The sequence below is a fragment of the Dactylosporangium sp. CA-152071 genome, from assembly GCF_050936335.1.
Taxonomy (GTDB): Bacteria; Actinomycetota; Actinomycetes; order Mycobacteriales; family Micromonosporaceae; genus Dactylosporangium; species Dactylosporangium maewongense.
In genome coordinates, this window is sequence record NZ_JBNJMZ010000001.1 from 8,916,147 (window position 1) to 8,940,842 (window position 24,696).

Below are 24,696 nucleotides of genomic sequence, written 5' to 3' on the forward strand. Positions count from 1 at the left end.
TCGATCCGCAGGGCAAACACGCCGTGGTCATCCGGCGGCGTAGCGGACTTCGGGTTCGCCGAACAACGCCTGCACCCTGCCCGGCTGGTTCCGGCGCCAGCGCCTGATGGCCTCCGCCGAGCTGATCCGCAGCCGGCCGCGCACTGCGGTGCCCCGACCTGTTTCAGGCATGTTTCTGCTGGTGGATGCCCGTTTCGCGCGACAGCGTCGGCTGGAACGTGGACTCGTTGCGTTGCGCGGCGCGGCTGTACCGTGTGGCCTTGAAGCGGGCTCTGAGTGCGGGAGGTTTGCGTGCCGGTTGGTCATCCGCCGATCGCCTGTCCGGACAAGGCATCCATGCCCACGCCGTCGGGTTCGCTGTTGCTGACCGCGCTGGTGTCCAAGGAGCAGGCTGGGAGTGCGGTGCGGTATGCTTTGGGCCCCCGCACGCCGCAGACCGACGAGGTCCGCATCATCATCGCCGAGGCGGCGCTGCTGCAGGCCCCGATGCTCCCGCGGTATCTCGGGCAGCTTCCGCCGTCCATCCGCGAGGCCAGCTTCATCGACGCCGTCATCGCCGAACCGCCGCCGGAAGCGGGAACGGTGATGCTCGCCGCGAACACGCTCGCCCTGCCGATCGAGGTGCGGCACGAGAACGCCGACGGATTCGCCGAAGGCGTGTTCGAGTTCAGGGACGGGTTCGGGCCGGTGCCGCGGGTGTTGGCGGATCGGGTGCGGGTCTTTCCGGCCGACACCCTGGACGAGGCTACGAACCCCGCCGACCATGCGGCCAGGCGGATCGGGGCGCGGTTCGGGGTGGTCCCGGGGTCTGAGGCTGGCACGTATGGTCTGGGCCACGGCTGGGTTGTGCAGGTTTTCGAGTGGGGTTTGTGGGTTCGGCCGGATGGTGTCACGGATGGTGTTGTGGCCGGGGTGGTGGCCGGGGTGGAGCAGCGTGTCGCTGGGGAGGTGGGGCGGGGCGGGGCGGCGCCGCGGCCGCTGGTGTTGCTGGGGGAGTCGGGTGGTGGGACGGTGCCGGATGTGGTGCTGGATCGGCTGGAGGAGGCCCGTCGTGTTCTTCCGCGGCGGGTTGTGGCGCGGCTGCGGGTTGAGTGGCTGGGTGCGCGGCCGCCGTCGCGGGTAATCGATGTTCCCGACACCGTTGACCCGGCCGCTGTATCACGGCTCGCCGAGCAGCACGGGATTCCGGTTGGCCGGTTGATGGCGTTGGTGAAGGAGGCTGGTCTTCATCCGTTGCATTTGGCGGTGTTGCTGCCGGGTGCTGGTGCTGGGTTGGGGGCTGTGCTGTCGCTTGATGGGTTGGCTGGGGGTTGGGAGCGGGAGTTGGACCGGTTGGCCGGGTCTGTGGGTCTGGGGTATCGGTGGCTTCGGGGGATGCTTGCCGATTTGGGTGTTCCGCTTGGTGATGTGGCGTCGGGGGATGTTGGGGGGTTGGTTGCGCAGTGGGTTGGGCTTCTTCTCGGTGGTGATGCCGGTTTTGAGGAGGGGTCGGTTGTGTCGGTGGTGAACTTGATCGAGCAGGAGGTCGACGCGGCTGGTTTGGATCGGGCTGGTATTGAGGCTGTGGCTGGTGTGACGGGTGTCAGTGGAGCTGTTGTGTCCGCGTTGAGTCTGCGGTTTGGGCGGGTGCCGGTGGAGCTGGTGACCGCCGACCGGGATGGGCGGGTGACGCTGCTTGCGGCGCGGCTTGGGGTGGACCCGGCTGTTCTGCTGGCGGATTCTGGTCTGCTTGGTCTGTTGGGAGCGCCGGCGTTGCCGCCGTATTCGGTTGTGGGGCCGGCTGGTGCTGCCCGGGTGACGGCGCTCATGTTGCGGGAGGATCCGGTGTGGTCGGCTGCGCATCCGCCGGAGCAGGTGTTTGGGGTGCGGTTGATGGATGTGGTGCGGCGGGCGTCTGTGCTGGGTCTGGCTGTTGAGGAGGTGGCGCCGTTTGTGGACTGGCTGGCCGGGCAGGGGCGGGACCTTGACGGCCTCGCCGCGGGTTCGTCTGAGCTGGTGCGGTTGCGGCAGGAGTGGCTGGCTGCCGAGTTCCACGTCCGGCCGGGTGACATCGATGATGACGAGGATGTCCGGCCGTGGCTGGTGCACCATGAGGGGTTGCGTCTGGCCCGTCGTTTGCGGGTGGCCCCGCAGGTCGTGCGTCAGGCCGCGCTTGCCGCTGATGATCTGCCGGTGGACCTCGACGAGGTCGCCGAGCGGCTTGGGGTGAGCGCCGAAGCGTTGTGGAACCTGGCGTTCGACCTCGATCTCGATCCGTGGGCGTTGGAGCCGATCCTCGCCGGCCGCTCGCGGTCCGCCCGGCTCGTCGTCGCCGATGTCCGCGCCGACGTCGACGAGTGGACAGCGCTGCTCGGCGTCTCCGACCGCATCGCCCTGGCGTTCCTGCGTGACACCCGCCGCACCAGCACCGACCTCGGCCGCACCACAATCAACGACCTCGACGCATGGGCGGCGGTGATCCTCGGTGTGGACGTCGAGGTGGCTCGTGGCTATCGGGAGCGGCTCGGCCGGCGGTATCTCGATCCGGTGTTGTGGGCCGCTGATGGGTTTACGCGCACGCCGGGTGAGGTGGTTCGGGCGGCCCATGCGAGTGGCGTCAGCCCGTATTGGCTGGCCGCTGCGAGCGTCCGTGCGGGTCTGCCGTTCACCGGTCTGGCCCGTGCCGCCCGGCGGCTCGAGGTCGACCCGCTGCAGTTGCTCGCGGTGGCCGCGGCCCTGGGCGTCGACCCGGACACGCTGCGCGGCTGGCACGGGCTAGGCCACCGCCTGAACGGTCCGCAGCCAGCCGGCGATCGGTACGGCGCGGCGCGGGCCCTGGCCGACGAGCTGCGCGGGGATCGGCACCTGCACCCCGCGGGACCGGACGGCGACAGGGTACTGAAGCTGCTCCTGGATGCCCTACCGCCCCTCACCGGTAACGAGCGCCACGTCGTCACCAAGCAGGCGCGCACGCTGATGGCCGATGGACATCTGAACACCACCTCCGTGGCCTGGAGCACGCGCTGGGGGCTGATCCCGGTCTGGGCGGATGAGTGGGCGCAGCGGCTGGGTCAATCGCCGGAGGAGGTCACCCGCGACCTGCACCGGTTCGTGTGGCTGTCGCCCCAGGCCGTCGAGGCGGTCGCCGCCGTGATCGGTGAGGGGACCGACCCTGTCGAGGTGTGGCGGTTCGCGGTCCGCGTCGGGCGCATGCCCGACGACCTGCACCGGATCGCCGAACGGTCGAACATCCGGCGTAGCGAGCTGTTCCAGATGGCGGTCGCCTTCGACGCCGACCCGCGCGACCTGACCCCGGTCGTGGCGGTGTACGACAAGGACCGGCCGCTGGCGGACCAGATCGCCGAGTGGGTGACGTGGTTCGACCGGTGGACGGACGTGCGACCAGACCGCGGACTGCTGATGACCGCCTTGCACGACACCGACATGACCGTGCAGTGGGACGGCAGCGACGAGGAGCTGCGCGACATCGTCGACAGCTGGATCGCGACGACCCTCGGCCAGGACGTCGAGGCGTTCCGCGAGGCCGAACGGGCCGGGCCGATCGACCTCCGTGCCAGCTGGCGGCTCGTGGAGGAACTGCACCCGCCGCTACCGCAGAGCACACCGATCACCGATATCGCCGAGCGGCTCGGCGCCTCTGCGGTGTGGCTGCGCGGCGTGATGCTCGCGCTTGCGACCGAGCTCAGTCCCGTGCCGGAGCTGACCCCGGAGGAAGCCGACCTGCTGCGCGCCGACGAGCCCGCCGGGTGGTGGTCGGTGGTCCGGCGCGTGGCGGCCGACATCCGTCTCCGGCTGGGCATCGGGTCGAACGTGCAGCCGGACGTCCACAGCCGGCCCGGCAGACCACCCGCGGGCACGGTCGCCGAGGCGCTGCTCATCGCGCTCCCGCTGGCATCCACCGGACTCCTCGGCCAGGATGTCCTGAACCTGCATAAGCGGGTGCGGGAGAAAGCGCTCGACGTCTGGGACCTGAGCCCGCAGGTCCGGACCTGGTATGCCGAGTACCTGACCGTGCCATGGCACGCCGCGAGTCCGGCCCGCGTGAGGCTGCTGACAGAGCTCGCCGCCGTGCTCAGCGAGGCCCGCCCGGTTCCCGGCCTTTCGGAAGGCCAGACTGTGCGAGTGGTCCACGCGGGCGTGATCGGCGCAGGCGGCCTCGGAACATCCCTCGACGCGCGGTTGTACATGCAGTTCGCCGTCGCTCTGTACAATCCGACCAGCATCGAGCGACGGCTTGGCGGCCCGCCGGCCCCGGAATCGGCCCGGCTGTCGCGGGCGCTCGGCTTCGACCGCACCGTCGAGGTACTCGACGGCAGCCACCGCGCTCCGACGAATCCCTTGGCGTACGAGCCGTACCTCGATGACAAGTTCGGCACCTTCATCGACACCCTGCTCGCGGAGTTCCCCGACGGCGGCTTTCTCCGGCTCGGCGCCCTCGAGAGCGACCCGGCGCATGTTTTCGACGGCGTCGTCCGGCACCTCGCGACAACCGACGGCGCCCGCGGCATCGTGCTCTATCGCACGAGCCCGGACGGCACTGGCGCGGTCCGCGCCGGAGTGCTCAATGCTTTCCGAGGCCCTTCCGGCGAGATCGTGTTCCTTGACCCGCTGACCCTTCTGCCGGCGGTCCTGCCATCCGAGGGACCCGTCGACGTGTTGTTCCTGCCGACCGGAGGCCAGCAGCCCAGCGATGACGTCACCCCCGTCGACCCACGCACCGACCCGTCCTGGCCGGACCAGCTGCGGGACTGGGCGGAGGCCCTGGGACTGCCCCGGATCCACGTTCAGCGGGCATTCGTCGACGCGGGCCTGACCGCAACCTGGTCCGGTGACCTGGAGGCCGCACGTGCGCTCGTCGACGCCTGGCAGGCTCACGTCCTCGGCGTGACCGGCGTCCCGCCGTCGGAAGCGGAGCGCATCCAGCAACTGACGGGCCGGCTCGCCCGGCTCGCCGGCTGGTCGGACGAAGCCGTCACCGAGACGGCTCGCAGGCTTGGCGTCTCCCTCCCGTGGTTCCGCACCACGGTCCTGCTCGCCGGCGTCGGCCCGGCTGAACTGCCGGGCCTCGCCGACTGGCCGGCCGACATGCTGGTCCCCGAACACTGGCCGGCTCCCGCGCCGCACAGGGTGGCATTGCTCGTCCTCCTCGCGCGGCTCGGCCCCGGGCCCCGCGACGTGGAGCTGACCGGCGCCATGTTGGAACAGCTGACCGAGCGTGGCCCGAACGGCTGGCACGAGGCCGTCGAGGCAGTAGCCGCGCAATTCCCCCCGCCGCGGCGGCGAGCGCCGTGGGCCGAGGTGCTGCGGCTGCTGCCGCACATCAGCGACGACGTCACCGACGAGCAGCTCGAGGCGCTGCGCGCGGCGCTGGCCCAGGACGGCGTCGCCATCGCCGCGCTGCCGGAACCGGTGCAGGCGGCGTACGCCGCGACCGTGTTCGGCGACACCCAAGCGCTCGTCACCGCGCTGCTGCCCCGGGTCGCCGAGCACGGGGTGGCGCACGCCGCGTCCGGCCCGGCGACGCCCGCCGAGCGGCGGTTGTACGTCGGCCGCCTCCAGCTGCCCCTGCTCCGGGTCGGCAACGAGGATCTCCTGGCGCGGGCGGTGGAGCTCGACACGCGGCGCCGCACGGGAGAGCCCGGCCGGCGTTTCAGGGAGTTGGCGAGGATCGCGGACGTGGTCGGGCGCTACCCGGCCAGCGGCGGGTTCGTCCGGTTCCTCGACGGCGCCGCCCGGCGTGTGCCCGGCATCGGCGGCCTGGTGCGGCACATCGCGGGCACCGGCGACGCCGGTATCGTGCTGCACCGCAGCCTCGACGGCGCCGGCCGGGCCCACCAGCGGGTGCTGTACGCGTTCAACGAGCAGGGCACCGTAGTCCTCGTCGACCCCGACACGCTGCAATTGGCCGAGCTGCCCGCCGGTGGGCCTGCCGACGTGCTGTTCCTGCCCACGGGCGGGCAGGTCGCGCCGGGCGCCCGGACCGAACCGGTCGACACCGACGCGGACTGGCCCGACACGCTGGCGGAGCTGTTCCTGCCGCCGCTGCGGCTGCCGGACGGGGTGGCCGAGCTGGACGGTGGCGCGCTGCTCGTCGGCGAACCGACCGGGAATCGTCAACTGTGGACGGAGGCGGCGCGGCTCGCGGGCGCCCTACGCCGGCCGCTCGTGATCGTCGACAAACCGAACGACGCCGCGGCGGCGCGGAACCTGCAGGTCCTGCTCGAACGCCTGCGACTGCGCGGCCGGGTGCCGGTCATCTTCGCATTCGCGTCGACGTGGCGGCTGCGGCATGCGGGCTCGGCGTTCGGGGCGTCGATCGTCCATCAGGCGGCGGGACCCACCCGGCAGTCCGGCCTCCGGCTGGACAACGTGTGGGCCGTGACCGGACCGGGCCTCAGCGAGCCCAGCTATCACGGGGAGACCCTGACGGAGCGGGTCTTCTCCGACGCGTCGAACAAGACGACATCGGCTCCGCCGGCTCCGCCAATGCTCGCCACGTGGCTCGACGCCTGGGCACGCGACGATCGGGAAGAGTCGCGGACCGTGCTCGCGAAGCATCCCACGGAGCTGACCTCCCAGGCGGTCCTGGACTGGATCCAGGAGATGATCGACCGGTCGCACCCGGTCGGCGTCCGTGACTCGTTCCTGTACAAGGCGGTCATCGAGCTGGCCAAGCTTGATCAGGCCGACCTCGCGTACCGCTTCCTTGACGCGCCCGATGTGGCGACGAAGGTTGAGGTGGCGCTGTCGGCCGCGCCGGAGCGGCTGCCTGAGGTGACGAACCTACTGGCGGAACTCGGCTTGGCCACTTACCGGGAGCCGGCCGACATGGCCAACGCCGAGGTCCTGTCGTCGCTGCACACGATTCTCACCAAGGAGCGCCCGAAGACGAAGTGGTTCCGGCTGGACGTCATCAAACACCTCACCACGCAGGACAAGGTGCTATGGGCCGACCGGCTGAGCAAGTTGAGCGAAGTGCAACAGTTCAGCCCGAAGCAGGAGGCACTGCTCGAGCTGCGGGACCTGACCCTTACCTGCTGAGACCATGCCGGACGAGCCGAACCCCGGCCGCGACCCGTGTCCGGGCTGGCGGGCCACGCCGACGCCCCGCGGCGTGCTGCTGCGGGCCCGGCCGGCACCGGGCGCGGCCCGCACCGCGGCGGACGGGCGGCTGGTCGCCTACGCCTTCGGCGCCCCGGTGACCGGCGCCGTCCGGGTCGTGCTCGGCGACGACCTGCTCGGCACCGACCTGCTGGACCGATACCTGCGGTCGTTGCCGCCGGCGATCCGGCGCCGAGTCGTCGTCGACGTCGGTGCCCTCGACCCGCGCCCGTCCGCGGCGGCCGTCGCCGCAGTGGCCGATCGGCTCGGCGTCGCCGTCGACGACGGCACGAGCGGCCCACTGCACGAACTGGCCCGGCTCGGCCACGCCGCCGTCGGCGCCGCCTACCGGGCCGCTACCGACCCGCAGGCCCGGGCGAGCGTGGCGTATCACCTGGAATCCTCGGTGCTGCCGGATGTCGCGGGCCCGCTCGCCCGGCTGGCCGCCGCCACCGCCGGGGCGCCCCTGGACCGCGCGACCGCCGCCGTCCTCGCCGCCCTCGACCACGTCCTCACCGTCGCGCGGCCGGACCCCGGCCGGTTCAACAGCGCCGCGATCCTCTGCCTGCCCGGCCCTGACCGGCTCGCCTGCGCAAACTGGCTCATGTCGCTGCGGGCGCCGCTGCAGGACGCCCCAGCCCGGCTCGATGCCCTCGGCGCGCTGATCCTGCTGGTGCTCAGCTGCGGCGACCGGAAGCGTGAACGATCCGCGTCCGGGTGACGGCCCCGGCCTGAACGGGGACTAGCCGCCTCCCGGTGCCCGGCCGTACGGTCAGCCGGTGACAGTGGAGCCGCAGCTCCTGAACCCCTGCCCGGCGATCCGGCCGGTGCCGACGCAGCGCGGCACCGTGGTCCGCCGCCGCGACATGGCCGGCGACGTCGAACCGGCGGTGGTGGAGTATGCCAGGACGCGCCCGGATGGCCGGACGGTCTGGCTTGTGCTCGACGAGGACCTACTGAGCGCGCCGCCGCTGGAACAGGCCCTGGCGTCGTACGTCGCCGGGCTGGCGCCGGCGATCCGGCGTCGGGTCGTGATCGACGCCGGCGCGCTCGAGCCGCCGCCGCCGGCGGCCGCCGCCCTCGCCGCCGCCGAACGGCTCCGGGTGCCGGTCCAGCTGCCGGCCGCGGCCGCGACCGGTGTCGACGAGGACTGGGTCGAGTACCGCGACGCCGCCGGCCGCCCCACCACCCGCCAGGACGCGGCGACGGCCCGACTGCTGCCCACCGCCCCGGTCCGTGACCCGCACCTGACGCTCTCCTCCGCACAGGCCCACGACCGGCACGCCGCCGCGCTGCGCGCCCGCGCCGAGGCCGACGCGGCCCTGGAGACCGCGCAGCAGGCCCTGACCGCCCTCGACACCGCCCTCACCACCGCCAACAACGGTGTCGCCGAACGCACCCGAGAACTGGGCGAGCGGGAGACGGCGCTCCAGGAGGCCATCAGCGCCCGGCGGCAGCGCGCCGGAGCCCTCGAACGGGCCAAACGGGAGAGCGCCACGGCGGACGACGCGGTCCGGCGGCTCGCCGCGAGGGCCGACGACCAAGGACGGCAGCACCGCGAGGCCGAGTCCAGCATGCGCGCGGCCACCGCCCTCGAGCAGACTGCCCGCGAGGTGCTCGACCGGGTCCGGCAACAGGCCCAGCGGCCCGACGATCCCGAGGTCGAGACGGCCCAGCGGCCCGACGAGCCCGAGGTCGAGACGGCCCAGCGGCGCCTCGACGAGACCACCGACGAGGTCGCCCGGCACCGGGATCACGCCGACCGTCTCGGCCTCGACATCGCCGCCACCACGCTGGAACGCGACGGCCTCGCCGAGAAGGCCGAGCGGGCCGCAGACCAGCTGGCCAGCGCCGAGGAGAACCTCCGCACCGCCGACGATCTGGTCACCGAACGCACCGGCCTACGCGACGTGGCCCGCTCGGAGCTGACCGGCGCCGCCGCCGCGGCCGACGAGGCGTTGCAGCGTCGCGACGAGGCCCGAGAGCACAGTCGCAGCCGGCAGGACGCCGCCGACCGGCAGGCCACCGAGGTCGCCGCATGGCAGCGGCGCATCGACCAGCAGGCCGACCTCACCGGCTTCGGGGACGGCTCCCTCGCCATGCTCGACGCCGGCACCATCGACGACCTCAGCGAGAGCCAGGTCTCGCGGCTCGTCCGGACCGCCGAACAGTCGCTCGCGGACTACTACCAGCAGCCGCACCGGGCCTCGGCGGTACCGCCGAAAATCCTAGACGAGCTGCGGGAGCGGGTCACGCTCGAGTTCGTGAAGACCGAGCTGCCCGGCATGCGCACGGCTACCGGCAAGGCGCTGCTGCTCGGCGACGACGACCGCGCCGTGCAACTGCGGTTCACCGCCGGACTGCGCCGCCGTCCCGAAGGCGCCCACGCCGAGCTGCCGGTGCGCCCCGGCGACATGCAGAGCGAACTGCGCTACCTCCAGGAGATCAGGGGGATCGCCCAGCAGTTCGCCGCGAACTTCCGCGACGTGCCGCTCGGCTACGCCATCGCCTGGGGGATGGGCGTGCTGACGTTCCTGCGGCTCATCCTGAACGCCCTGACACTGCGCATGACGATCAACCAGTACCGCCGCCACCAGGCCACCGAGCAGCGCACGACCCAACTGCAGATCCACCGGCTGCGCGAGGACCAATACGCCCACCGGTACACGCTCACCTGGGCGGTGACCGCCGCCGAACCCGTCCTCGGCGCGCCCGCCGCGATAGCACCGGCCACCCTGACCGACCCGGAGCCGCTGACGGTGTGGTTCCCCAGCCACATCGCCCGCCCGCCGGGTCAGGTCACCTCAGTCGGCCCGCCGGCGCCGCTGCCCCAGCAGCTGGCCCTCGCTGAGGGGTTCCACGACCCGGAGTTCCTGCACGCCGAGCTAGCTGAGCACTACCCGCAGCTCAAGTCGCTCAACCCCGCCTCGCTGCGGGCGCTGCTGCGCTTCGTCGGCGCCGACAACCTGCGGGCCGGGTTCCCGAAGGCGCGGACCGGCGGGCTGCTGTCGGAGCCGATGTACGACCGGTCCGGTAAACCGGTCGGGTTCCTGCGGCTGGAGCTGCCCACGGTCGAGGAGTACCGCACCGTCACCCTCCAGCGGCAGGGGTGGATGGAGATGTGGCGGCGGCACTACGTGCAAGAGCGCGGCGCCGCCGCCATCCACAACGCCACCGAGCTCACCATCTCCGCCGGGTCCACCGGCACCCATATCCCCTACATGGAGACCATCGGCCGCGCGCCGCGCCTCGCCGGCGGCCCGCAGCTCGGCGGCGGCATCGGCGGGTTCACCACCGACACCCTGATGGCCACCGGCGGCGCCGGGCTCACCGGCGGCCTGTCCGCCACCGCGAGCCACAACCGGCCGATCCACATCTCCGACGCCAACCTGGTCTGGCTGATCACCCTGGTCGGCGCGCCCACCGGCACCGCACCGCTGCGGATCGACGGCACCGCCACCGGCAAGCCCGGCGTCCGGGTCCGGCATGTGCCGCTCACCACCACGTCGCCCGTCCCCGGCCTGTACCCGCCGGCCGGGGTCGAGCACGGCGGCGGGTCCGGCCTCGCCGACGTGTCCGGCTTCACGCTCAACCAGCCAGAATACTCCGTCAACGGGGTCGACGACGACGTCGAGAACTGGCTCAAAGAGCACAAGTTCATCGCGGCGGGACCGTCCGCGACCGACGAGCAGCTCGCCAACTACCGCCGGTACCTCGAGGTCGTCACCGCCGAGCACCGCGAGACGGCCTGGGACGAGCTCGACGGCCACGGGATCTGGGAGCCGTTCACCCGCACCACGCTGACCGGCGTCCAGCGGATCGCGGTCCGATGGCGGGTCCGCCGGGTCGACGGGCAGACGGCGGACAGCGACGGCGTCGTCGAGGACTTCACCGTATGGCGGGCCGTGGACCGGCCGTTCGCGATGGACATGACCCACCAGACCGGCGACAGTGCCCATGCCTTTCTCCAAGGCGACGTCCTGCCCGCCCTGCCGGTGACGTCGGTGATCACCGTCCCAGTCGCGGTCGGCCCGTACCAGTACACCGCCTCCGCCGACCGGACCATGCACCTCGGCGGATCGTACGAGCGGGAGTCCGTCGTGGTCTCCCCGGCCGGCGGCACTCACCACCGCCACGTCGTCCGATTCGAGCTCGGCGCCGAGATCCGCCGGCAGGGCACCACCAGCCGGGTCTTCACCGCCCCGAACCCGCAGCGGGGCACAGTGGCGGTCCTCGTCCCAGACTTCCGGATGCTGACTGCCCGCACCCGCAAGCCCGAGGAACCCGGGATCACGGTCGCTTCGACCTCTGTCGATCGACTTGCGCTCGAACAGCGGCTGCGGCGCGTGACTGAGCCACCGCCGGCGCTGACCGGCATCACCGACATCGGCGGTTCGGCGGCCCTGAACCGGCTGCTCACGCGGCTGCTGGAGGTCGTGTTCGGGACCGGGAGAGGCCCGGCGGACCAGGCGAGCCTGTCGGCGCAGGCCGTGCGGGGTTTCGCGTCCCCTGCCCGGCTCCACGCGGCCCTCGAACAGATGCTCCGCGGGGTGTACGTCTCGGACCAGCTGTTCGAGCCGGGGCTGCTGTCGCAGTCGGAGGGGTGGCTGGAGCTGCGGGCCCTCGTCGACACCTTCGATTACCGGCCCAACCACACCGGCGCCGAGACCAACGACATGTACATCGAGGACACCACCACGGCCATCGGCGGCTCCGCCAGCGCCGCCGGACGGGACCGCGCCCACCGTCTCGGCGGCGCCGTCGCCGGGCTCTTCCCAGCCGGTGACCACTGGAGCCTCTCCGCTCCGACGCTCAGCGGCGGCAGGACCGCGTCGAACCGCCGGATACGTTGGCACTGGAGCGAGAGCAGCGAGGACCGGACCTCGACGTTCAAGGGCGACACGTACACCCTGCACGCCGCGCTCACGTTCGTCGCCAAGGTCCGCGGCGCGCCGCGCAACGTCCTCGCCACCCCAGTGTCGCTGGTGCACGACGTGTCGACGACCGCGACCGGGTTCGTCACCGTCCCCGACGCGCTCACCGTCCACGTCAGCCTCGGCACGCTGGTCAAGATGCTCGCCGTGATGCGCCAGTTCGCCCCGGATGCCACCATCGGCACCCTGGTCGACGGCGTCCCGCAGCACGTCCAGGACCGGATTCACAACCTGTACCTGCAGAAGGTCGCCGACCGGGACCTGCGGGCGGCGGGCCGAGCCGCGACCGGGCCGGACGTGCGGTTCCTGCCGCGGTGGGTCACCGCCCGGCGCGGCCTCGGCGATGCGACCGTCACCGACGTCCGGCCCCGCGGCGGGCACCGCGCCCTGCTCGAGGCCGGGCTGCGGGAGGTCGAGGCGGCGGTACCGGGGGTGACCCGCCCCGGCTCAGCGAGCTTCCTGCCGGGCGTCTACCAGAACCTGACCAACCTCGTGTCGCCCGCGGTGGTGCGTCCGGCGGCGGCGCAGTGGTGGGCCAACTCCGGCACGACCGGGACGGTGACGCTCGCCTCCTTCGGGTTCGTCACGACCACCCCGCTCGGCCTCGTGCAGGCCGAGGTGCTCCTCGTCGCCGACGCCACCCCGAACCCGCAACTGCGGACCCTGTTCGGGCGGGTCGACGGCGACGTCGACTTGGAGAACCACGGCCTCAATGCCGAGGGCCGCTCAGACACCTCCACCAGCGGCGCTCGATGGAGTGCCGGCATCGGCATCGGCGGTGCCCCGCGCGGCGTGTCGGCCCGGCAGGGCGCCGCCATGCCCAGCGTGACGGTCGAGTGGCGCGGCGCCCGCAACCGCGGACAGCGGGACCTGCACGAGTCGGCGCAGCGGTACATGCAGCGCGCCGCCGACGGCGCCGCCAGGTTCGACGACGTTCCGCTGCGTCTCGGCGTCCAGGTCCACGTCTCGCGGCCGGACAAGAGCATCGTCACCGGCGTGGGACCCATCCTGTGGAAGACGGTCAGCTCGTGGTTCCGCAAAGACCGGCCCACCACCTGGACGGAGATGTCGGTCGACCTCGACCTGCTGCAGCACGACACCACCATCGTCCCGCACGTCGACGGCCCGCCGCCCGCCTGGCTGCGCACCGCGACGCGGTTCGAGGACGACCCCCTGACCATCACGGCGCCATCGCCCGGCCCGGGTTCCGGTGTGTTTACAGCAGCCGAGGTCCAGCAATGGCCGCAGTACACCGAACCGCCGGCCGTGCACCGCACCACCGTGTCCGACGCGCGTGAAGCGCTCACCGCCGCAGCCCTCGCCGTCCTGCCCACGGCGAAGCAGGCCACGCTCGCCGAAGGGGCCGTTGTGGAGTATCTTTCCGGCCCCGGATCCGCCACGCTGCACGAACGGATCTCCACCAGCGACGGCGACCGGCGGACGTTCCCGGTCGACAGCCACGATCCCACCAGCCTCTACGAGGAGGTCCTCACCATCCGGCCGCTGCGGGCCACCGACTGGGCGCCCGTCACCGACCAGCTCGATGACGGCACCCAGGCCGGCACCCCCGTCATCCTCGGCGACGCCACCAAGGTGAACCTAGAGCGGTTTACCAACCACACGACGTCGACCGCGGTCACCGCCACCACGAACCGCCGGTGGAGCCTCGCCGCGCAGATCAGCTACCGCGCGTGGGACCGCACCGGCGTCGTCGACCCGAAGCACGGGGCAACCGTCGGCAACCGCCACACCGTCTCCCTCGCTCTGCCCCGCATCGCCGCCCAGTCCGGCGCCGATCACACCACCACCGCCGCCGGGCTCAGCCAGGCCCGCCGCGCGCCCCGGCTGATCGCCGAGCCGCCCGGCGACGCCTCGGGCATCGGCCCCGACCCCGCCGCCCCGGCCGCCCACCGGCTCGTGTACCGCCACGTCCTGTTCGAGGTGACCGGCGTCACCCGGTGGCGGCGCAAGGGCAGCGACACCTGGCACGACGGCACGCCGCGCCGGCAGTGGGTCGCGGCCACCAACCACATCCGCGCCCACCACACCGTCCTCGACCCGCCCGCGGCACCCCCGACGGGCGAATCCATGGATGCGCTGGACCTGCCCGACGTGTTCGGTGTGGTCGGCTCGTTCGCCGCCGACGGCAGCGCCGTCACCACACCCGACGGCACCACCTTCACCCATCTCGAACTCCGGCGGCGGCACACGGCCGACGCCGTGTCACCGGGCACCGGCCTGATCCTCGTCCCGCTCGACGAGCCGGGCAGCGTCACGGGAGCCCGGCGGTTCGCCGAGGGCTTCGCCCGCACCGGCACCGGGCAGGTCCTCGTGCCCGACCGCCCGGTCCGTGTCACCGTCCGTGTCACCGCCGCCGACGCCCTCGCCGAGGACGCGAACGGCAACCGGGGCGACTGGTGGTCCGTCGCCCCTGACGGCACGAGCCGGCCGCTCGGCCCGAGTCTGCGTGCCGGCCTGCGCGAACTGCGCATGATTGAGGTCGCCGCCACCGCCGAGCACGGCGCTGGCGAGGTCTGGCGGGTCGACGGCGCCGTGCGACTGCCGGGCTTCGCAACGCTCGACGGCCGCCTCGTCGTGCTCGCCGCCGGCCAGCTCCGGACCGGCCCGCGGCGGGATGCGCTGCGCGAGGTCGCCGAGCGGCTGCACCACATTCCCCTGGTGGTCCTCGAGCACATCGCGGCGCTGCCGCACCTGTACACCATCGTGGAGCGGCTGCGGTGGGACGGTCACACGCCTGTGGTGTTCCTGTCGCCCGGCGCCGACGCTGACGCCGTGCAGGAGTTGCGGCAGCACAGCGTCGCGGTCGTGTACCCGCGGTCGGACGGCATCAACGACCGGTGGCACGTCGAGGGCCCCGGCGGCCAAACCGGCAGGTACCCCAAAGCGGAACTGGACCGGGCCGTCGAACACGCCGGCACCCTGTCGCAGGCAATGCCCGCACCAGACCGGCCGCCGCCGGCGCTCGCCGACTGGCTACGGTCCGACGGCTGGTCCGAGGCCCGGGACGTGTACCAGCGCCACGAGGGCGCGCTGCGCGCCGACGATGTCTCGGACCGGCTGGACGCCATCGGCGCCCGCCATCCACGCGACACGACGCTCGCGGTCTTCCGGGCGGTCCTGGACCTGGCCCGGGCCGGCCATGCCAGGGTCGCGTTCGATTACCTCCACGAGCCGGACCCGGGCACCCGGCAGCGGCAGCTGCTGCGTGACGTACGGGGCCCCGGACTGCGCCGCCTCATGGCCGCTCTGGTCCGGGCAGCACGGTGGGCGGCCCGGCGAGACGACAGCGCGCAGGACGTGGTGCTGCTGATCGCGACGGAGACGATGCTGGCACTGGGCCGGCTGGACCTCACCCCGGACGAGGTCGAGACGCTGCGCTGCCTGGACCGGGACCGCCGCGGCGAGTGGCTGGCCAGGCGCGGCTCGATCGTCGCCGCCATCGCCGAGCTGGCCGGCCCGGACGCCGCCCAGCTCACCGACGATGTCGAGGCGCTGGCGCGGCTCGTCGTCGACTGCACACGGGCAGCGGCCTGACCGCGGCCGAAGTCGGGTGCGGGGTGAGGATGAATCCTCGGTCAACAATCCGTAGCCGGGTGACGTCGCTGGCGTGAAAGTGGGACTGGTGGCTGACCCCGTGGTGGGCCCTACGTTGATGCCTGCGGGGGTCGGGACTGTAAATTTAACGGTGTAACTCAGACAAAGAGGACACCGAGATGACGATGACCGCAGACGCGAATGTGCAGCCGCTGGCCGATGACGTGGGGTTGGCCGGGTTGGTCGACGATGACCTGATCGCACGGTTGGCGGGGCAGGCCCGGGCGCAGGGTGTGAGCCTGGTCGGTGAGGGTGGTCTGTTGCAGCAGCTGACGAAGCGGGTTCTGGAAGCCGCGTTGGAGGGCGAGATGGACTCGCATCTCGGCTCGGGGAAGCACGTGCGTGCGGGCCGCACGTCCTCTGGTAACGCCCGCAACGGTCGGCGGGTCAAGACCGTGCTGACCGAGGCCGGACCGGTCGAGCTCGACGTGCCACGGGACCGGGACGGGTCGTTCACGCCGCAGATCGCGCGGAAGCGGCAGCGCCGGCTGTCCGGTGTGGACGATCTGGTCCTCTCGTTGACCGCGAAAGGGCTCACCACCGGGGAGGTGTCGGCGCATCTGGCCGAGGTGTACGGCGCGGAGGTGTCGAAGGAGACGATCTCCACGATCACCGACCGGGTCCTGGACTCGATGGGTGAATGGCAGTCCCGGCCCCTCGATCGGGTGTATCCGGTCGTGTTCATCGACGCCATTCAGGTGAAGATCCGTGATGGGCAGGTCGCGAACCGGCCGATCTACGTCGCCCTCGCCGTGACCGCGGACGGGCACCGCGACATCCTGGGCATGTGGGCCGGGGAGCACGGTGACGGTGAGGGCGCCAAGTTCTGGCTCCGCGTGTTGACCGAGATCCGCAACCGCGGCACCCAGGACGTGTGCATCGTCGTCTGCGACGGGCTGAAGGGTCTGCCCGACGCGGTCGCCACCGTCTGGCCCCGCACGGTGGTCCAGACGTGCATCGTGCACCTACTGCGAAACTCGTTCAAATACGCCTCTCGCAAGGACTGGACCGCGATCGCCGCCGCGCTCAAGCCGGTCTACACCGCGCCGTCGGAGCAGGCCGCCCTGGACCGGTTCGCCGAGTTCGCCGCCACCTGGGAACAGAAGTACCCGGCGATCGTCCGGTTGTGGACCAACGCCTGGGCGGAGATGGTGCCGTTCCTGGCCTTCCACACCGACATCCGGTCGATCATCTGCACCACCAACGCCATCGAGAGTCTCAACGCCCGGTTCCGCCGCGCGGTCAACGCCCGTGGCCACTTCCCCAACGAGCTGGCCGCGATGAAGATCCTCTACCTCACCGTCATGTCCCTGGACCCCACCGGCCGCGGCCGGCAACGCTGGTCCAACCGCTGGAAGGCGGCTCTCAACGCCTTCGAGATCACCTTCGACGGACGCCTCTCCAACCCCCGCACATAGACAACCCCGACTACCGAAACCCAAACCTGAACAACACTTCCACCGTTAATTTGACAGACCCACAGACCCCGCGGTCAACATTTGACTACGAGTTTTGCGAGTTGCTGGATGGTGTTGATGAGGTCTGTGCCGGCTGGTCCGAGTTCGTTGTTGATGAGGTTGAGGATTCTGTGCCGGTCGGTCAGCCATTCATCGCGGCGGTTGGCGTCGAGGCAGCGTATTGCGTTGCGTTCGGTGTCGGTGAGTGTCAGTGTGTTTCCGCTCAGTGTGATTTCCATTGCGATCTGTAGTGCGGTTTCGCTGTTGCTTGTGTTTGTGTCCGTTGTCCGTGCTGATCTGATCAGTTCGGCGAGGAGGTTGCGCCGATCGGCGATGATGAAGAGGTCCATTTTGCGGTGCTGGTCGGGCGGTTCGTTGTCGTGTTGGGTGTTGCGGAGCAGTAGCTGCTGCCGGTTGGCTGGGTCTGGTGTTTGCAGGTAGTTGAAGGCCAGGTCGGCGTGTTCGGCACGGGCTAGGTCCAGTACTGCTTGGAAGATCTTCGGGCGGTGGTCGTTGGGTGACCGGGTGGTGATCTCGCGTATCTGCCGTGGTGCGTCGTCCTGGTGTAGCACCTGGTGGTGTGTGGTGTGTATCTGCTGTGCGTGGGACCAGTCGGTGGCTGACAGGAACTCGGCCAGTTCTGGTGATGGTCGGTCCGGGATCGGCATGGGCTGGGACAGGTTGTGGGCGTGTTCGAGTGCCTGCCGCAGCTGCGCTTCGGTAAAGGTCTCGGTGACGGTCTCGGTGAGGTGGTCTGCTGGTTGGTCTGCTGGTTGGTCTGCTGGTTGGTCTGGTCCCTGTATGTGCCATTCGTGTCCGAGTCCTCTTGGTCTCGGGTACACGATCGCGACCTGCTGTTGTTGCAGTGCGTGTGCCACTGCTGGGTTCTCGCCCTGGGGGACGAGCACGACCGGTGCCTGGCCGCGCCACCGGAGCCATTCGACTGCAGCGATCAGGTCCAGCAGCGCAGCCGGGTCGTTCAAGGCGAGTACTGGGAACGGTAGCGTTGCAGCCGCATCGCGCAACGCGATCCGGCTCGGGCTGTTGCGTCCGTTGTCTGCGCTGATCAGCGTGAGACCCCGGTCGGCGGCGATGGGGCCGGCGATGCGGTTGGTGGTGGGGTTGGTGGTGGGGTTGGTGGTGGGGTTGGTGGTGGGGTTGGTGGTGGGGTTGGTGGGCGTCAGGGTCCCGTCGACGGTGGGGACGACGATCGGGGCGATGGTGGTGGGGACGGGCGGTGGGCCGGCCGTGGCGGTGGTGGGGATGGTTCGGCGACGTTTGGCGGGCTTTGGCGAACTGGTGGAAGCTTCGGCGGTGGTGGCGGCGGTGATGACCTGGCCGGGTGCGTCGATCCGCTGCAGGGCCCAGTCCTGGTCGGACTCGGGGAGCCTGTCGGCCCAGTCCCGTACCTTCCGCCGGTCCTCGTCGGTCCAGGCACCGTCGGGTGGCAGCACCGCCGTGTGGAATTGACGGTTCCCGTCACGGGCGGCTTCCTTGACCATCCCCTGGGCCTGCAACGCCCGCAGGTATCCGCGAGCGGTGGGCGCCGAGTTGATGTTGAGCGGGCCCAGTTTCCCGTCGATGATGTGGTCGGCGCTGACCGCTTGCGGCGTGGTGAGCAGGGCTGCCCACAATCGCAGCGCGGTCGCGGCATCCACATTGCGGGTTTTCTGCAGTGCTGTATCGATGGTGGTGGGGACGGGCGGTGGGTCGGCTTCGGTGGTGGTGGTGGTGATGACCTGGCCGGGTGCGTCGATCCGCTTGCGGGCCCAGTCCTGGTCGGACTCGGGGAGCTCGTCGGCCCAGTCCCGTATCTTCCGCCGGTCCTCGTCGGTCCAGGCACCGCCGGGTGGCATCACCGCCGTGCGGAGTCGACGGCGCCCGTCACGGGCGGCTTCCTTGACCATCCCCTGGGCCTGCAACGCCCGCAGGTAGTGGCCAGCGGCGGGCGCCGAGTTGATGTTGAGCGGGCCCAGGTCCCCGGCGGCGATGTGGTCGGCGCTGACCGCTTCCGGCGTGGTGAGCAGGGCTGCCCACAACCGCAGCGCGGTCGCGGCATCCACATTGCGGGTTTCGGTCAGTGCTGTATCGATGGTGGTGGGGACGGGCGGTGGGTCGGCTTCGGTGGTGGTGGTGGTGGTGGTGATGACCTGGCCGGGTGCGTCGATCCGCTTGCGGGCCCAGTTGTGGTCGGACTCGGGGAGCTTGTCGGCCCAGACCCGTATCTTCCGCCGGTCCTCGTTGGTCCAGGCGCCGCCGGGTGGCATCACCGCCGTGTGGAGTTGACGGTGCCCGTCACGGCCGGCTTCCTTGACCATCCCCTGGGCCTGCAACGCCCCCAGGTACCTGCTAGCGGCGGGCGCCGAGTTGATGTTGAGCGGGCCCAGGTCCCCGGCGATGATGTCGTCGGCGCTGACCGCTTCCGGCGTGGTGAGCAGGGCTGCCCACAACCGCAGCGCGGTCGCGGCAACCACCCGGGGGGTTTCGGTCAGTGCTGTATCGATGGTGGTGGGGACGGGCGGTGGGTCGGCTTCGGTGGCGGCGGTGGTGGTGGTGGTGGGGATGGTTCGGCGACGTTTGGCAGGCTTTGGCGAACTGGTGGAAGCTGTGGTGGTGGCGGCGGTGATGACTTTGCCGGGTGCGTCGATCCGCTGCAGGGCCCAGTCCTGGTCGGACTCGGGGAGCTCGTCGGCCCAGTCCCGTACCTTCCGCCGGTCCTCGTCGGTCCAGGCACCGCCGGGTGGCATCACCGCCGTGTGGAGTCGACGGTTCCCGTCACGGGCGGCTTCCTTGACCATCCCCTGGGCCTGCAACGCCCGCAGGTATATGCCAGCGGCGGACGCCGTGTTGATGTTGAGCGGGCCCAGGTCCCCGGCGGCGATGTCGTCGGTGCTGACCGCTTCCGGCTTGGTGAGCAGGGCTGCCCACAATCGCAGCGCGGTCGCGGCATCCACATTGCGGGTTTTCTGCAGTGCTGTATCGATGGTGGTGGGGACGGGCGGTGGGTCGGCTTCGGTGGGGGTGGTGGTGATGACTTTGCCGGGCTCGTTGATCCGCTGGAGGGCCCAGTCCTGGTCGGGCTCGGGGAGCTTGTCGGCCCAGTCCCGTATCTTCCGCCGGTCCTCGTCGGTCCAGGCACCGCCGGGTGGCATCACCGCCGTGTGGAGTCGACGGTGCCCGTCACGGGCGGCTTCCTTGACCATCCCCTGGGCCTGCAACGCCTGCAGGTATCTGCTAGCGCCGGACGTCGTGTTGATGTTGAGCGGGCCCAGGTCCCCGGCGGCGATGTCGTCGGTGCTGACCGCTTCCGGCTTGGTGAGCAGGGCTGCCCACAATCGCAGCGCGGTCGCGGCATCCACATTGGGGGTTTTCTGCAGTGCTGTATCGATGGTGGTGGGGACGGGCGGTGGGTCGGCTTCGGTGGGGGTGGTGGTGATGACCTGGCCGGGTGCGTCGATCCGCTGGAGGGCCCAGTTGTGGTCGGACTCGGGGAGCTTGTCGGCCCAGTCCCGTATCTTCCGCCGGTCCTCGTCGGTCCAGGCACCGCCGGGTGGCAGCACCGCCGTGTGGAATTGACGGTTCCCGGCACGGGCGGCTTCCTTGACCATCCCCTGGGCCTGCAACGCCCACAGGTAGCTGCTAGCGGCGGACGCCGAGTTGATGTTGAGCGGGCCCAGGTCCCCGGCGATGATGTCGTCGACGCTGACCGCTTCCGGCTTGGTGAGCAGGGCTGCCCACAACCGCAGCGCGGTCGCGGCAACCACCTTGCGGGTTTCGGTCAGTGCCGTTTTGATGGTGGTGGGGACGGGCGGTGGGTCGGCTGTGGTGGTGGGGGGGATCCGCTGTTGGGCGGTGGTACGGCCGGGGTCGGGGAGTTGGCCGGTCCAGTGTTGGATCTGTTGGTGTTCGCTGGTTTGCCATGTGCGGGGCAGGCCGGGCCGGTAGCGCACGCCGCCGGCGGAGTGGGATACCTGTCGGGCCAGGCCTGCCAACCGCAGCAGTTTGAGGTGCTGGTATGTCCGAGCCACCCGGGCCGGGTCGGGGATTCCCCGCTTCCGGCTGGGTCCTCGGACGCGACGATGCCGGTGACGTCGGTGGGTGAGAAGTTCCCGGGGGTGGTGAACATGTGTGTCCACAACCGTGCCGCGGTCTCGACCGACGTGCGCTGAACCGGGTCGGCGGTGCCGCGTTCCAGCGTGTGGATCGCGGTGAGAGCAGTCACCACGAGCAGGGGCGGATCACTGACCGTGGGACTGGCTGGGCTGGCCGGTGGCAGCGCGTCAGGCATGTCGGTGTCACTGCCGCTGCCGCTGCCGGTGTCGCTGTGGGTGTGGGTGTGGGTGTGGGTGGGGACGGTCGGCCGGCGTGGATGGATGGGGTCGCCGCCCGGCTCGAACGGTTGGCTGGTCAGCGGTTGGCTGGTCGGGGCCGGCAGGTGGGGTCCGGCGTGCGGCGTGGTGGGTGGGTCGTGTGGGCGGGGTTGTGGGTGAGCGGGGGTGGTGGGGGTGTCGCTTATGTCGCGGTCGTGGAGGGGGCCAGGAGGGTGCTGAGTTGTTCGACGTAGTCGAGGGCTTCGTCGACAGTGGCGTTCTGACCGAGGGCATACCGCATTTCGAGGATGGCCAGGTGATGCCCGCCGGCGCGGTCGGTTACGGGGAAGTACGTGTGGACGAGGAGCCTGTCCTGGTGGATGGGTTTGGTGCCGGCCCCCAGCGCGGCTCGGAGGTACTGGTACGGCGTGAAGTCGTATCCGTACGGTCGCTGGCGGAAGATGGTGTCCACATCGTTGCGGGCGACACGGCCGACGAAGGTTGCGTTGTGGTTGTTGAAGTGTGCCGCGAAGCGGTCGATCAGGTCTGCCACATGCTCTTTGAGCATGCCGGCCAGGCCGTCGGGCAGGGCCGCGCGGATGCCCGACATCGAGGTACGGGACATCAGCAGCGTGTATCTCTTGGGATTGCCGGCCTTGTCGTCATCGTCGAAGACGTGCAGGAAGGCCGCGATCTGGGTGTAGAGCAGCGCCAGGAACCCGGACAGGACCTCAGCCGAGCCCGGGTCTTCGGGCAGCAGCCGACCGGCCTCGTGCCGTGCGTAGTCCAACGCGTCAACCGTGTGCTGCATGGCGGCGGTGATCTCAAAGAACGCCGGCACCGTCCGGGCCCGCTCAAGCGCAAGACGGAGAAATTCGGCGAGCCGGGTGACCGGCACACCCACGCTGTAGTCCACGTCGATGCTCGGTTCGTCGGGATCGGGAACCACCAACGTCCCAGCCAACCTGGGCTCCAGCGCCAACCCGCGACCTTCGGCGATGACCTCCTCGGTGAGCCTGTCGAGACGCTGGCCGTCCACCGGGACGGCCAGCAACGCCGCCGCCCACCGCCGCACCTCCCCGAACACCTCAACCCGGGCAGGCCGGCCCGGCCGGTCCCCGAACAACCCAACCGGAACCGTGACAATCTCCGGCACGTCACGATACAGACCGTCCATCACCAGTTCGGTGAACTTCCCCGTACCCAGCAACAGACCACCACCCGACCGCTTCGGACGAGCCAGCTTCAACCGCGGCAACTCCAACTCCACACCCACCGCCGCGAACCCCAACGAACCACCACCGTCAATATCAGGCCGACCCGGCGGCGTCACCGGCCGCCCGAAACGACCCTCGACAGCCTCAACAACATCAACAGAATCGGCCGCCCACACCACCTCCACCCGCTCCACCCGCCCCGACGACCCCTGCACCGAACCCTGCACCGAACCCTGCACCGAACCCTGCACCGAACCCTGCACCGAACCCTGCACCGAACCCTGCACCGAACCCTGCACCGAACCCTGAACAGACCGCCGACGTTTCACCCCCCGACCGCGCCCCCCACGCCCGACGGTGCCCCCACCGGCAACAACGCGAGTGGCGGCGTCAGCGGCGGCGTGAGTAGCGGCGTCAGCGGCGGCGTGAGTAGCGGCGTGAGTAGCGGCGTGAGTAGCGGCGTGAGTAGCGGCGTGAGTAGCGGCGTGAGTAGCGGCGTGGAAGGCGTGGTCGGACCCGTCGCCCGCGCCGAACGTGTTGGCCGGCGAGACCAGCGCGTGGCCTGCCAACCGCTGGTCCGTGGCGAACTGGTCGAGCACAGGCTGCCCCAACGAGCCGGTCCCCAACAAGCCGGTCCCCAACGACAGATCGGCAGCGCCGCTTCCCGCAACATACCCACGAGGCCACAACCACACCGACACCGCAGACCGCCGCGACACCGGCCGACCACCAGCATCCCGATACTCCAACCGGCCGCTGTCATCACCAACATCCACACCAACCGGCAACCCCACCGGCAACCCCACCGGCAACCCCACCGGCAACCCCACCGGAAACTCCACCGGAACACCCAGAACGTCAACCGCAGCAAACGCCTCAGCCGCCGACGGCAACGGCCGCACCAAACCCGCATCGATCACCAACACGGCACGCACCAACGACGACAACCCAGCCACATACGGCACCAAACCCAACTCCAGCCCAGACCCCCGCAACAAATCCCCATCCAACACCACCCGGACCACACCATCAGCCGGACGAGAACGCGCATACTCCACCACATCCTCAGCCACCTCACCCACCAACGAACGCAACCGAACCACCGTCGCCCGCCCCGCCGGCACCTGCCGCAACACCGGACACAGACCCAACCACTGCGCACCCGTCAACACCCCACCCCCAATACAACAGACCCATCCACCATCAACATAACCCCAACCCACCCAAAGGCCCTGACCCCTGACCTTGAACACGGCCACAGTCCCCCAACCGGGACTATGGGTCTGTAAAAAGGTCAGGACTGTAAATTTAACGGTGTAACTCAGACAAAGAGGACACCGAGATGACGATGACCGCAGACGCGAATGTGCAGCCGCTGGCCGATGACGTGGGGTTGGCCGGGTTGGTCGACGATGACCTGATCGCACGGTTGGCGGGGCAGGCCCGGGCGCAGGGTGTGAGCCTGGTCGGTGAGGGTGGTCTGTTGCAGCAGCTGACGAAGCGGGTTCTGGAAGCCGCGTTGGAGGGCGAGATGGACTCGCATCTCGGCTCGGGGAAGCACGTGCGTGCGGGCCGCACGTCCTCTGGTAACGCCCGCAACGGTCGGCGGGTCAAGACCGTGCTGACCGAGGCCGGACCGGTCGAGCTCGACGTGCCGCGGGACCGGGACGGGTCGTTCACGCCGCAGATCGTGCGCAAGCGGCAGCGCCGGCTGTCCGGTGTGGACGATCTGGTCCTCTCGTTGACCGCGAAAGGGCTCACCACCGGGGAGGTGTCGGCGCATCTGGCCGAGGTGTACGGCGCGGATGTGTCCCGGCAGACGATCTCCACGATCACCGACAAGGTCGTGGAGGGGATGACGGAGTGGCAGAACCGGCCCCTGGACCCGGTCTACCCGGCGATCTTCCTCGACGCGATCCACGTGAAGATCCGGGACGGGAAGGTCGCGAACCGGCCGATCTACGTCGCCCTGGCCGTGACGGTCGAGGGCACCCGGGACATCCTGGGGTTGTGGGCCGGCGACGGCGGTGAGGGCGCCAAGTTCTCATAGTAGGTCCCAGGT

At 70.6% G+C, this 24,696-nt stretch carries 6 protein-coding genes and 1 pseudogene; 5 read left to right on the plus strand and 2 right to left on the minus strand.

Annotation, left to right across the window (positions count from 1 at the left end; genetic code table 11):
• Nucleotides 1-291 precede the first annotated feature (291 nt).
• The 4 genes from ACQEVZ_RS40095 to ACQEVZ_RS40110 all read left to right on the plus strand — a co-directional run bounded on the left by ACQEVZ_RS40095 (nt 292) and on the right by ACQEVZ_RS40110 (nt 17,068).
• The gene (locus ACQEVZ_RS40095) at nt 292-7,041 is read left to right on the plus strand and encodes a hypothetical protein (protein WP_433376463.1); all 6,750 of its coding nucleotides are present in this window, start codon (nt 292-294) and stop codon (nt 7,039-7,041) included.
• Between the two features lie 4 nt (nt 7,042-7,045).
• Nucleotides 7,046-7,822 (plus strand): hypothetical protein, encoded by a 777-nt coding sequence (locus ACQEVZ_RS40100; protein ID WP_433376466.1) that lies wholly within the window; start codon nt 7,046-7,048, stop codon nt 7,820-7,822.
• A gap of 58 nt (nt 7,823-7,880) precedes the next feature.
• Complete coding sequence (locus ACQEVZ_RS40105) at nt 7,881-15,590, plus strand: hypothetical protein (protein WP_433376469.1); 7,710 nt, start codon at nt 7,881-7,883, stop codon at nt 15,588-15,590.
• Nucleotides 15,591-15,820: 230 nt separating this feature from the next.
• Nucleotides 15,821-17,068: an IS256 family transposase gene (locus ACQEVZ_RS40110; RefSeq protein ID WP_433377271.1), complete on the plus strand. Its 1,248-nt coding sequence runs from the start codon at nt 15,821-15,823 to the stop codon at nt 17,066-17,068.
• Between the two features lie 74 nt (nt 17,069-17,142).
• On the opposite strand, the gene ACQEVZ_RS40115 is transcribed toward ACQEVZ_RS40110, so the two are convergent.
• Both ACQEVZ_RS40115 and ACQEVZ_RS40120 read right to left on the minus strand, forming a co-directional pair.
• Nucleotides 17,143-20,871 carry a hypothetical protein gene (locus tag ACQEVZ_RS40115; RefSeq protein WP_433376472.1) on the minus strand — a complete coding sequence of 1,243 codons (3,729 nt, stop codon included), beginning with the start codon at nt 20,869-20,871 and terminating at the stop codon, nt 17,143-17,145.
• A gap of 748 nt (nt 20,872-21,619) precedes the next feature.
• Nucleotides 21,620-23,707: a hypothetical protein gene (locus tag ACQEVZ_RS40120; protein ID WP_433376475.1), complete on the minus strand. Its 2,088-nt coding sequence runs from the start codon at nt 23,705-23,707 to the stop codon at nt 21,620-21,622.
• 275 nt (nt 23,708-23,982) lie between these two features.
• Here ACQEVZ_RS40120 and ACQEVZ_RS40125 point away from each other — a divergent pair.
• Nucleotides 23,983-24,678, plus strand: a pseudogene (locus ACQEVZ_RS40125) (IS256 family transposase); the annotation flags it as partial.
• Between the last annotated feature and the right edge of the window lie 18 nt (nt 24,679-24,696).

Coding starts and splice junctions, on each gene's coding strand:
- ACQEVZ_RS40100 (WP_433376466.1), top strand. CDS start 7,046: ATGCCGGACGAGCCGAACCCCGGCCGCGACCCGTGTCCGGGCTGGCGG.